10 protein-coding genes are annotated in these 11737 nt (G+C 60.3%); 8 read left to right on the top strand and 2 right to left on the bottom strand.

Going from position 1 to position 11737, the window contains the following annotated elements; all coding sequences use genetic code 11:
- The first annotated feature begins 117 nt into the window (after positions 1–117).
- The 7 genes from GX444_17505 (at position 118) to GX444_17475 (ending at position 7911) form a co-directional block, all read left to right on the top strand.
- Positions 118–738, top strand: coding sequence for a hypothetical protein (locus GX444_17505; protein ID NLH50380.1), 621 nt, complete (start codon positions 118–120; stop codon positions 736–738).
- A gap of 11 nt (positions 739–749) precedes the next feature.
- Positions 750–1901, top strand: a complete 1152-nt coding sequence (locus GX444_17500; GenBank protein NLH50379.1) for a hypothetical protein — start codon at positions 750–752, stop codon at positions 1899–1901.
- Positions 1876–2511, top strand: a complete 636-nt coding sequence (locus GX444_17495) for a hypothetical protein (GenBank protein ID NLH50378.1) — start codon at positions 1876–1878, stop codon at positions 2509–2511. The genes GX444_17500 and GX444_17495 overlap by 26 nt, the downstream gene beginning before the upstream one ends.
- 583 nt (positions 2512–3094) lie before the next feature.
- Positions 3095–5686 carry a penicillin acylase family protein gene (locus tag GX444_17490; GenBank protein NLH50377.1) on the top strand — a complete coding sequence of 864 codons (2592 nt, stop codon included), beginning with the start codon at positions 3095–3097 and terminating at the stop codon, positions 5684–5686.
- A gap of 16 nt (positions 5687–5702) precedes the next feature.
- Positions 5703–6080, top strand: coding sequence for a rhodanese-like domain-containing protein (locus GX444_17485; protein NLH50376.1), 378 nt, complete (start codon positions 5703–5705; stop codon positions 6078–6080).
- Between the two features lie 39 nt (positions 6081–6119).
- Positions 6120–7139 carry a creatininase family protein gene (locus GX444_17480; protein ID NLH50375.1) on the top strand — a complete coding sequence of 340 codons (1020 nt, stop codon included), beginning with the start codon at positions 6120–6122 and terminating at the stop codon, positions 7137–7139.
- A gap of 85 nt (positions 7140–7224) precedes the next feature.
- A complete protein-coding gene (locus tag GX444_17475; protein NLH50374.1) occupies positions 7225–7911 on the top strand; it encodes a tetratricopeptide repeat protein in 687 nt (228 codons plus the stop codon).
- 19 nt (positions 7912–7930) lie between these two features.
- Here the strand turns inward: GX444_17475 and greA are convergent, their stop codons facing one another.
- On the bottom strand, positions 7931–8407 hold the full coding sequence (gene greA, locus GX444_17470) for a transcription elongation factor GreA (protein NLH50373.1): 477 nt from the start codon (positions 8405–8407) through the stop codon (positions 7931–7933).
- A gap of 29 nt (positions 8408–8436) precedes the next feature.
- Positions 8437–10686, bottom strand: a complete 2250-nt coding sequence (locus GX444_17465) for a transglycosylase SLT domain-containing protein (GenBank protein ID NLH50372.1) — start codon at positions 10684–10686, stop codon at positions 8437–8439.
- A gap of 94 nt (positions 10687–10780) precedes the next feature.
- On the opposite strand from GX444_17465, the gene GX444_17460 reads away from it, so the two are divergent.
- On the top strand, positions 10781–11590 hold the full coding sequence (locus GX444_17460; GenBank protein ID NLH50371.1) for an acyltransferase: 810 nt from the start codon (positions 10781–10783) through the stop codon (positions 11588–11590).
- The last annotated feature ends 147 nt before the right edge of the window (positions 11591–11737 follow it).

Here is an 11737-nt window from a genome sequence, read left to right as displayed (position 1 = left end):
TATATTTATTCCATCTTCTTCGTTCTTTGCACTCGGTGCCAACTTTGGAGGTAAACATGACACGTAAGTCGCTTCTGTTCCTGGTGTTGCCGTGTTTGGCAATCGCCGCGATCGGCTTTGCCGCATGGCACGATTCTTGCCAACCAACAACCAAAAATAACCAGTCAACAACTCTACGATGACAGCATCGAGAACATGTGGGGGCTCGGCGACGGCGGTTATGCCGAGTGGACGGCGGTCGGTGGCGGCGTGCTCGATCCGAGCGGCGGAAACCCCATTTCTGACATTCTCATCCACGGCCGTGACCACGACGCGATGTCGGTAAAGGTCGAGGTCGTGGCCTTCATCGGTTCGCTTTCGCGCGCCATTTTTCACGAGGAATTGAATATCGACGCCAGCGAGGACATCGTCATTCCCCTCGATGTCACTCCCGCCTTGGGCCTGCACGAAAAACAATTTGCTTATCCGACACTCATCAATGCCCGTGTGACCGAGATCCCTCTTGCCGGCAAATTTGGCCGTGGTCAATCGCTGGAGCAGCTTTACCTTGTTGCTCGCCCCGAGGAAACACCGCACGAGATTTACGATTTCGAATCGTTCGCCAAGGCTTATCCGCGCGGCGTCACCACGCCCGAGGAACTGGCGCGGATGGAGGCGCTGATCGCAAAGGACCCGACCGGCGAGGGCGCGAATGAATCATTCATTGCCTCTGGTGTCGGCACCACAATCTTGGAATAAGGGGAACCATCATGAACAAATTTGCTATAAGGCTTCTGGCGAGCTTGATCTTCTTACTGCTCGGCTTTGCCGCCACCGCCTCGGCTAACGTCTCGGTGCGGTTCTGTTTTATCCTGGACACGGATTACGAGGATTACGACGATGGGGATTACTGGACCGAAGGCTGGAACCATGCGGCCTACGGCATCCGGGCAAAGGTGATCGACAACAACACGGATGACGCCGTTTTCGACGGTTGGGCCGGAACGACAGGGTTGGCTTGCACGTCCTATTTATCGTTGAATACCAATCATACCTACCTGGTCAGGCTCTACAGTAAAGCCAAGGACGACAACGACAACATCGTTCATGTTTTTCAGAGTTATTCCGGCGAAAACCTGCATCAACAAACGGTCGATTGGGAATATGCGCCAACCGTGGGCACCACCAAACTATACACTTATGAAATCATTAACCAGGAGCATGAGACGAACGTTTTAGCTGCAGCCAGCTTTGCCCTAAGCGAACACCCGGCGGGCTTGAGCGGGAAAAATTTCTACTTACACACTCAAATTCCACCCGACGAGAACGGTGCTTATATGGCATCGGACGGAACGATTTTTCTGGATCAAACATGTAAAGACGCCAAAACCGGGACAACTCACGAGCTGGGGCATTTGGTTGGTCTCAGGAGGAATGGAAACCAAGGAGGATATAAGAATTATGGCGATACAGGGGATGACAATTGCACATCCTTGGCAACAGACCATCGATTAAATAGCCGAGAATGGCAAAGTGCCGCGGTTAATGAAGGGCTTGCACATTTTTATACGACAGTCACTTGGAACGATGGTACAGAAAATGATTGCGAATTTCGGGATAAAGACTGTCAAGGAGGTTCAGATTATCAGGTCGATTGGCTGAATCAATGCAACCCACCATTGGGAAGTAGAGGTAATGAATTTGATTGGTTGCGATTCTGGTGGGACCTCCACCATAGCGCATCCATAAGTGTGCAAACTATCTTCAGCATTTGGAATGACGCAAATCCGGATACTTGGTCTGGTCTTGAATACTATGTGTACAAGTACTTGAGAAACGCGGCGGCGGCCAACGGAATTACCAATGCCGTGTGGGATTATTGGGGAGGCATCAACGGTGTTGACCATGGCATTTGGCCGTAATTTCGATAAGGAGACGGAAATGAAGTTCAATACAATGCTTGTCTTCATCATCGTATGGTTTTGTTCCATCTCGATGGTGATGTGCGGTAACGACAATAATGATGACGATGACGACGATAACGATAACAATGACGATGATGATTCCTCAGGTGCGGATTTCTTCGAAGGCGCCGACTGTACTGGGTACGATTATCCAGAATGCGGCACAAGCGTGGATGTCCCTCCACAACTTCTCAGTGTCACAATATTCGTGAACGAAACGGAGGTTGAACAACCGTTGACAATTCACTTGAACGACGAAGTTGCTTTGGCGATCGAATTCACCTTTCCAGGCGACAATAACCGGATGTGTGACGGGCACATTTTCTTGGTAAGGGACAGTGAAGAGCTTTGTCTCGATGCAAGTACGGGTTTACCTGGTGAAGGGCCTTATCCCTTGGGCGTCTCTGGTATTTGCTCTACGGAAGCAGCTGGAGGACCTTTTACCTTCAAGATAGAACCTTCCAATTTCCTAAACAACGAAGGCGCACCCTACTACTTGGAAATTTCGAACGCCTGCGCGACGCACAGCAACCGGTTACCGCTCGATATCGTGACGGTGGCGGAATAGTGGAGGCGGATGGCAGCACGGCGTGGAAGGTCAGGGGCTATGCCGAGTGAACGGCGGCCATCCGCGGATCGCCGATCGCCCCGGAGGGGTGAAATATTTCAGCCTGGGGTGGAAACCCCAGGAATCGAGAGGAAGTAACGTCCGCCCTGAAGGGGCGGAATAAATGAACTGTTACCAGGGGTTCCGTCCGCCTGTTACCAGGGGTTCCGCCCGCTACGGACTCCACCCCTGGCTACGATATGACGCCCCCTTGGGGCGAGAAAAAAAGCAGGCAGATTTGAAACACTGCCCTTCGGGTGCGGATTGGGAAGAGAAACCGAATTGTGCCGGATATGATTATCCCGAGTGTGGCACAAGGATGCCGCTCTTAAATAAAAAATTCCTCATTCCCCATTATTCCTTGCGGCATGAGAGGTATCGCGGCTGCTAAGCCGCTCTTACATTTCGCCAGCATTATCGTGGCTGCCAAGCCTGTTGGTCCGCATTCCCTATTTCCCATTCGCCATTTCCCATTATTTCTTCCCCCTTTTCAATCTCTTTCGCCTCTGGCTATAGTGTCGTTACCGCCAACGGGGAGAGAAAGATGTCCAAGACCTCGATCCGACTGTTGTATCTTGCCGCGGCGCTGCTGTTGCTTTCGTCCTGCGCCAGCGCCCTGAACTGGATGGATTACCGCAGCAACCCACAAGGTCCTCAGACGGCCGGCTCGCTGGAACTGCCGGGCCTGACCGCGCCGGTCGAGGTGTTGCGCGACAAGTGGGCGATCCCGCACATCCTGGCCCAGAACGAGCTGGACCTGGCCCGCGCCATGGGTTACGTCCACGCCCAGGATCGCCTCTTTTCGATGGATTTCCTGCGCCGGCTGACCGAGGGCAAGCTCGCCGAGGTCGTCGGCGACCGGCCGATGGCCACCACCTCGATGGTCCTCGGCGCGCGCTCCACGCGCCAGCACGACATCGGCATGCGCATTCTCGGTTTCGAACACTACGCCGAACTCTTTCTCGAATCCGCCCCCCAGGAAACCAAGGACTTCCTCGAGGCCTACGCCCAGGGCGTCAACGCGTACATCGCCCAGCACGAAAAGGATCTGCCCATCGAATTCCGGCTGATCGGCTACCAGCCGGAACTGTGGCAGCCCAAGGATTCGATCGCCCTCGAACGGCTGCTGGGTTGGATGCTCTCGACCAACGCCAAGGTCGAACTCATGTGGGCCGCCGCCGACCAGGTGCTGGGCACGGACAAAGCGGCCCTGCTGATGTCGACCTACCGCTATCCCAAGGCGCCGCGCATCCTGCCGGATTACCAGTTCCCCGCGAAAAAACCGTCGTTCGGTTTCGACCCCCGGACCCTGGCGCCGCTCGAGCCCAGCCAGTTGTCGCTCGGCGCGATCTACCGCTACCTCGGCGGCCTGCCGGTCGAACGGACCGACGCCAGCAACAACTGGGTGGTCGCCGGTTCGCGGTCGGTCAGCGGCAAGCCGATCCTGGCCAACGATCCGCACCTGCCGCACCTGGCGCCCTCGCTGTTCCACCTGATCCACATTTCCGGCGGCGCGATCGACGCCATCGGCGCCAGCTTCCCCGGGGTGCCGCTGATCGTGTTGGGCCACAACCGGCACCTCGCCTGGGCTTCGACCAACAACCAGGGCGACGTGCAGGATTTGTATCTGCACAAGGTCGATCCGTCGCACCCGGAACGCTACTTCTACCAGGACACCTGGGAGGATTTCGTCGTCCGTGAGGAAATCGTGCGCGTCAAGGAAGGCGCCTCGGTCCGCGACGAAAAAATCAACGTGCGCGTCAGCCGGTTCGGCCCGGTGATCAGCGACGTGGTCAACACCGATCCGGCCGCCGAACTGCTGAGCCTCCGTTGGGTGGGCATGGACTTCATGGACGACCCGGCCGCCTTCTGGGAGCTGGAAAAAGCCAAGACCCCCGAGGAACGCCTGGCGATTCATCAAAAGTACGGCAAATCCGGCCGCGGCAACGACATGGCCGCTTTCCTGGGCGTCAATCGCGGCGAGAGTTGCGATGACTTTTTCACCGCGATGAGCCGCTACAACTCCCCGCGCCAGAACTGGATCTGCGCCGACGACGCCGGACACATCGGCTACGTGGCCGCCGGTTTCATCCCGGTGCGCAACCACGGCGACGGCCAGCGCGTCGCCCGCGCCTGGCTCGACGAGGGCCGCTGGACCGCCTTCGTGCCCTTCAAGGAGCTGCCGCAACGCCGCGACCCGCGCGACGGCTACATCGTCACCGCCAACAATCCGACCTTCGACCAGGAGAAATATCCCTACCCGTGGGCCTTCAACTACACGCCGGGCCACCGGGCGCGCCGGATCCTCTGGCTGCTGACCAACCAGCCGAAGGTGGACGCCGCGTCCATGAGCCGCATTCAAGGCGATATCTTCAGCGAGATGGCGGTGGATTTCGTGCCGTTGTTCATTGAGGCCGCCAAATCCGACGAATCGCTGACCGACGCCCGGCTGGTGCTCGAGCGGTGGGACAAACAGGCCGCCGCCGACAGTCCGGGCGCCGCGCTGTTTTACGTCGCGATCGACGAGCTGACGAAAAAAGTGCTGCTCGACGAAATGGGGCCCGACCTGTTCTACCCCTTCGTGCGCACGCATTTGACCAAGGGCATCGTCCTGCAGACTTTGATCGACAAGAAAAGCCCCTTCCACGACTCGGTGAAGAGCAAAGCGGTCGAGACCTGGGACATCTCCTACAAGCGGGCGCTGTCGGCCGCGTACGCCAAACTGCAACAGGAACAGGGGCCGAACCCGGCCGCCTGGCGATGGGGCGTTTTGCACACGCAGACCAACGCGCACGTATTGGGCGGCCAGGCCGCGCTGACCAGCGCCGTGAACATCGGGCCGGAAGAGCATGACGGATCGGTCGATACGGTCATGGCGTCGTCCTATTACTACGGGACGGGCGAGTTCGCGACCATGGAAGGCCCGGCGTACCGGCATGTGGTGGACCTGGCCAACCCTGCCCGTTCGTGGATCGTGATCGACTCCGGCAACTGGGGCCTGCCGTTGACCGCGCATTACCGCGACCTGCACGAAATGTGGAAGCGGAACGAACTGGCCCCCGGCCTGATGGACCGCGCCGACATCGAGGAAAACATCGGCGGCGTGCTGGTGCTCGAACCGGCCGCCCTGCCCTGACGGAGGATTCATCGACATGCGTCGTTTGCCGCTTATCCTGCTGCCGCTGCTGGTGTTGGCGACGGCCTGTGCGAACTCGTCGGCCATCCGCGACGCTTCGCCCGACGAGTTGCACGCCGCGCTCGGCAAACCCGACACGCTGGTCGTCGACCTGCGCGAGGCGCTTTCCCTGGGCAACGACATGCGCTTTCTGCCCGGCGCCCTGCAAATCCCGTTGACCACCTTGTCGCAAAATCTCAATCAGCTTCCGAAGGAGCGCAATATTTACCTCCTGGCGCCGGACCGCGCCCAGGCGATCAAGGCGGCCAATCTGTTGACCCAGGCCGGCTATGCGTTCGTCTTCCGGGTCGAGGGCGGGCTGGACGCCTACCTGGCGAAATACCCGCTGCAATGACCCTTGCAGCGAAAGCGCATCGTGCTAAGGTGACGCGCCATGTTGCCCAATCTCTTGCGCTATGAGCGGGTTTCCAGCGCCGAACTGCTGCTGACCCCGGTCACCGACGACATTCTCCTCCTGCCGGTTTCCGCGCCGGAAAATCACGGCCCGCACCTGCCGCTGGGCACCGACGAATTGATCAGCGAGGAAGTCGCCGGGCGGGTCGCCCGCGACCTGGCCGAAGCGTATCCGCACCGCCGGATCTGGCTGCATCCAACCTGGCACCTCGGCGGAGCCACGATCCGCGGCACGGGGTCGGTCAAGGCGCCGTCCCGCCTCCTGGGCAAGGTGCTCAAGGCTTACCTGCGCCGGTTCGTCCGCCAGGGCTTCCGCCATTTCGTCGTGCTGTCGGCGCACGGCGGCGTGCCGCATACCGGCGCGCTCGACGACGCCTGCGCGGCGTTGCGGCGGATGGGCTCGCGGGCGCGGCCGGTGATGGCGGTCGCCCCCTCGGCGCGCGTCGGCGCCAAGGCTTACTTCGGCGGGTATGCCGAGGCGGTGCGAGCCGCCGGCGTGCCGCTGTCCGACGCCGAGGTCGCGGATCTGGCCATCGATCTCCACGCCGGCCGGATGGAAACGGCGATGATCCTGGCCATCGACCCGGACCTGGTCGATCCGGGCTACCGCTCGTTGCCGCCGATCCTGCCGCCCCGCCGCGGTTGGCTGGAAGCACTGGCGCGCGGCATCGAGAAGCTGGCCGGGCGCTTCATCGCCGACGAAGCGAAACGGATCGAATTCAGCCAGGTGTTGGGCGTGGCGAAAGCCGATTTGTCCTGGATTCTACGCGGGCGCTTGGAAGGCTACGTCGGCCATCCGCACCGCGCCTCGGCCGCCGAGGGAGAAGCGCTGCTCGCCGCGATCGCCGGCGATTTGTCGCACCAGATCCGCGAAACCTTCGAAGGACGCCTCGATCCGCTGGACCTGCGCAGCGGGGCGTATCTTTTCCGCCGCCTGGTCTTCGGCGCCGGCCTGGTTTTCGCGGCGCTGCTCGCCGGCTTGGCGCTGCTCGTTTTTTAATGCTGCCTTCCGCCGCCGTGTCTTTCTTGCGGCCGCGTTGACGGTTCGGGAACGGCTTGCTAGCTTTCCGGCCGAGGTAATCGTCATGAAGAAAATCGTGCTGGGTCTCTTTTTTCTGCTTTCGTTCGCCGCCCTCGCCTGGGCGCAAGCCACGCCGGCTCCGGCGGCCGCGACGCCGACACCGGCTCCCGACAACGGGCCGAAGACGGCCGAGGATTTCTTTCAACTGGCCGTCAGCCGCTTTCAACTGGGCGATCTGGCCGGCGCGGAGCGGAACGCCCGCACGGCGATGGCCCTGCAAAGCCGGTTCCTGGACGCCCATTATCTGTTGGGCCGAGTGATGCTGTTTCGGGCGGCGGAGAAAAACCGCGTGCTGATCGAAAACCGGGGCGCGGACAGCGCGGTGCTGCCGGTGACCGACAAATGGACCGAAGGCGGCCCCGAGTTGCAGGAAGCCACCAGCCAGTTCCGCACGGTCATCCAACTCGAACCGACCAACCGCGACGCCTGGCTGCTCCTGGCCACCTGCCTGGACAACATGGGCGAGGACGACGACGCGATCAACGCCTATCAGCAGACGATCAACCTCGACCCGTCCAAGCCGACGGCGCGCGACGCGCACAACAATCTGGGGCTGCTGCTGATGGGTCGCAAGGATTACAAAGGCGCCAAGAGCCATTTCGATTCGGCCCTGGCGATCGATCCGACCTTCAATCCCAGCCGGATGAACCTGGAAAAATTAAAGAAAAAGGCTCCCAAGCTGTTCAAGTAGCCGCGGGAGCCGAGGTTCGCTATTTGTAGATGAGCTTGGTGATCTCGAGTTCCTTCAGGCCGTTGGCGGTCTGGAAATCGAACACGTCGCCGACTCGCCGGCCGATCATCACCCGCGCCAATGGCGACTGAATGCTGATCTTCCCGATTTTCAGGTCGCCTTCGTGGTCGCCGACGATCTTGTAGGTTTTTTCCTGCTCGGTGTCGAGATCCAGCACCGTGACCGTGGCGCCGAAAACCACGCGGTCCTCGCGAATCGTCGCCGGATCGATCACCTGCGAAATGGCGACCCGGTTTTCGTAATCCTGGATGCGGGATTCGAGGATCGCCTGCTTTTCCTTCGCCGCCGCGTACTCGGCGTTTTCGGACAAGTCGCCGTGCGCGCGCGCTTCGGCGATGGCTTGAATGACTTTCGGCCGCTCGACGGTTTTCATTTCGTGCAAAGTCGACTTGAGCGCCTCGTAGCCCTCTTTGGTCACCGGATAGCTGTCACCCATCACTTCCTCCAAACGCAAAAAGCGGCAGGCTATGGCAAACCCGCCACTTTCTTTCCCAATAGTATAAACTTTGTCGGCCGGTTGTCCATTCTTTTTCCGCCGTCGCCGTAGAGTCGCGCGTACATCTCGTAATTCTTAGTGATTCCCTTGACGTAGTTCCGCGTTTCCTCGAACGGGATCAACTCGATCAGTTCGTCGTAATCGCGGCCGTCGTGGAGCGGCCACCATTGCTTGGGCCGGCCCCAGCCGGCGTTGTAACCGGCCAACGCCGCCGGCAGATCGCCACCCGATTTTTGCATCAGGTCGGCCATGAACCAGCAACCGTAATCGAGCGAAACCTCGGGTTGGTACAGATGCTTGGGATGAAAGCCGCGCAGGCCGCGTTTGCGGGCGATGTACTTTCCGGTGCCCGGCATCACCTGCAGCAGGCCGCGCGCCCCGACGCCGCTGGTCGCCTGGATCTGAAACGCGCTCTCCTGCTTGATCATGCCGTAGACCAGATAGGGGTCGAGGCCGTGCTTTTTCGCGGTCTGTTTGATCAGGTCCTCGTACAACAGCGGAAACACGCGGTACGAAACCAAGCCCTGCGGATCGGCCAGCCGGCCGTCGCGCACCTGTTCCAGCGCGCGATAAGCGGCGCGGGTGGCCGACAGGTTGTCCTCGACCAGCGCGTAGGCCACGCTCAGAAAATAAGGCCCTTCGGCGGTCTGGTAGATTTCATCGCGGATGAAATCGAGGCGCGCTTCGGCCTCGTCGGTTTCGTTCATCGCCAGCAATTCCCGCACCTGGCTGAAGATCGCGGCGAATTTCGGCGGCGCCGAGGCGATGTAATCGTCGATGGCGCGCCGGGTGCTTTCGTCCGCCACCGTGCCGCCGCCGTTTTGCTGTTGCCACTCGGGACGCAACAAAACCGGTTTGGCGTTGCCGGAACCCGCCTTGACGTCAGCGAATGGAATCACCGGCAGTTCCTTGCCCGGCACGCCCAGTTCCAACAAGCGCGCTTCCGCCGCGAGGCCGTAATAGGTACCTTGCCAGCGATCAAAACATTGGCGATGGATTTTCTTGGCGTCTTCCCGGTTTCCCAGTTTTTCGTAGGACCGGCCGAGCCAGTACTGGGCGCGGTCGCTGTCGGAATGCAGCGGGTAAGCGGCGAGCCACCGCCGCAACCGGTCGGCCGCGGCCGGGTATTCGCCGGCCAGGTAGTGGGCGAACGCCGCCTGCCAGAGCAAATCCTCGGGCAGAAAAACGTCGCCGGCGTGCTCGTCGAACGCCGCGTCGGCCCAACGGGCGGCGGCCGCGTAATCGCGCCCGTTCCATTCCAGTTGGTAAAGCGCCAATTGCGCGTCGAGTGAGGCCGTTCCCGTTTTGGCCCGGGCGATGCGTTGATAGAAATCGCGTTTGGCGTCGTCGGTGGCCTTGTCGTCGTAACGTTTGAGCCGTACGGCCACCGCCAGTTTTTGTTCATCGCCGGCGGCCTCGTTGTTGAGGTCGCGCAGGGTTTCTTTCGCCTCGTTGGTCTTGCGTTGAGCGACGAGGCAATCGACCACGGTCAATTTGGCGCGAAAGGCCAGCGGACTGCCGGGGAACAGATCGGCGTAACGGCCGGCATACACCTGGGCCGTCCAGTACAACTTGCGCGCCAGGTTTTCGCGAATCCGGGCCCAGTAGGACGCGGCCGAGGGCGTCGAAACGGCGACGCCCGCGCGAGCCAACAGCACCAATTTATTCTGCGCCTGCGCCGAATATTCGCCCGTATACCACCAGGCCGCCTCGGCGTAGGCGTCGGCCGCTTCCTGATTTTTGCCTTGGCCCTGCAACGCCTCGCCGAGCAGATACCTCGCCTGAGCCGGTTCCCGGTCGGGATAATCGTGCAGGTATTGCTTCAACCGGGCGGCCGCTTCAGCCGGTTGATCATCATCCAGCCGATCCCGAGCCAGATCAAGCAAATAAGCCGGGCGATAGCGGCTGTACGGCATCTGTTCGACCAGGTAACTCCGCCAGGTCGTTTGCATGCCGCGGTCCTGACCGGCCGCCCCGATTTCCACCAGGCGAACGACCGCCCAATCGGCCGCCGGCCAATCGCTTCGCGCCAGGTCGGTGAAAAGTTTGATCGCCTTGGCTTTTTGTTTCTGGGCCAACGCGGTTTCGGCATCGCGGAATTGGGTTCGCTTCGCCGCGTGGCTGTCATCCCAGGCTACGGCCATGCTGATCGCAGCGATCAGCACGGCGAGAAAAAACAGCCGAGCGACAAGGCGAGGCCATCCGTAAGTTTGCTTCATGATCTCCCCGGTTTCTTCAAGGTAATCCGATGGAATTCATGCTCACCATAGAAAGCCTCTTGCTCCGGCGCAACCCTCCAGGCAAAGTAGGCCCATGCGAATCGCGGCGATCCAACTGACTCCCGAATTCGGCCGGGTGGCGGAAAACCGCCGGCGGGCCGGCGAACTGGTGCGCCGGGCTCGCGCCGATCTGGCGGTCCTGCCCGAGGTCGCTTTCACCGGTTACGTTTTTCATTCCCGCGAGGAACTGGCCCGCCTGGCCGAGCCGCTCGACGGCGAAACCGCCGCCTGGATGATCGAACTGGCCGCCGCCACCGGCACGCTGTTGTGCTACGGCTTCCCCGAGCGCCTGGGCGATCTGTTTTTCAACTCGGCGGCTCTCGTCGGACCGAACGGGATGCTCGCGGTCTATCGCAAAATCCACCTCTTCATGGATGAATTGGGGCTGTTCACCCCCGGCCGGGAGCCGTTTTCCGTGCATGAAATCAACGGCGTCCGCCTGGGCATGATGGTCTGTTTCGATTGGTATTTTCCGGAATCGGCGCGCAGTCTGGCCTTGCAGGGCGCCCAAATTCTGCTGCACCCGGCCAACCTGGTCCTGCCGTTTTGTCAGAATGCCATGGTAACTCGCAGTCTCGAAAACCGCGTCTTCACCGTCACCGCCAACCGCGGCGGCGCGGAATTGCGACAAGGCAAGGAAATGCGCTTTACCGGTTGCAGTCAGATCACCCGGCCGGACGGATCTTTCGAACGCCTGCCGGATGACGCCGATTCCATCCTGCTCGCCGAGATCGATCCCCGGCAGGCAAACGACAAAAACATCACGATTTCCAACCACTTGTTGAAGGATCGCCGACCGGAACTCTATTTCTTGGATCGTGGCAACTCGCGTTTCGGCGATTGAACCGCATCTGTTTATACTTAGGCAATATGTCCCCTTAACTGTGCAGCAAAAATGTCCCCTTGGTTACGTAGAGTTCGGAGCCGAGGCCTGATAGACCCACGTCCAGTTGGTTGTTCCCTTTCGATTTTCCGTTTTGCATCGGGCTTT

The organism is Myxococcales bacterium (genome assembly GCA_012517325.1).
GTDB lineage: Bacteria > Lernaellota > Lernaellaia > Lernaellales > Lernaellaceae > JAAYVF01.
This window is presented reverse-complemented; position numbering and strand designations above follow the sequence as displayed.

Coding starts and splice junctions, on each gene's coding strand:
- GX444_17500 (NLH50379.1), top strand. CDS start 750: ATGAACAAATTTGCTATAAGGCTTCTGGCGAGCTTGATCTTCTTACTG.
- GX444_17490 (NLH50377.1), top strand. CDS start 3,095: ATGTCCAAGACCTCGATCCGACTGTTGTATCTTGCCGCGGCGCTGCTG.
- GX444_17485 (NLH50376.1), top strand. CDS start 5,703: ATGCGTCGTTTGCCGCTTATCCTGCTGCCGCTGCTGGTGTTGGCGACG.
- GX444_17480 (NLH50375.1), top strand. CDS start 6,120: ATGTTGCCCAATCTCTTGCGCTATGAGCGGGTTTCCAGCGCCGAACTG.
- GX444_17475 (NLH50374.1), top strand. CDS start 7,225: ATGAAGAAAATCGTGCTGGGTCTCTTTTTTCTGCTTTCGTTCGCCGCC.
- greA (NLH50373.1), bottom strand. CDS start 8,407: ATGGGTGACAGCTATCCGGTGACCAAAGAGGGCTACGAGGCGCTCAAG.
- GX444_17465 (NLH50372.1), bottom strand. CDS start 10,686: ATGAAGCAAACTTACGGATGGCCTCGCCTTGTCGCTCGGCTGTTTTTT.
- GX444_17460 (NLH50371.1), top strand. CDS start 10,781: ATGCGAATCGCGGCGATCCAACTGACTCCCGAATTCGGCCGGGTGGCG.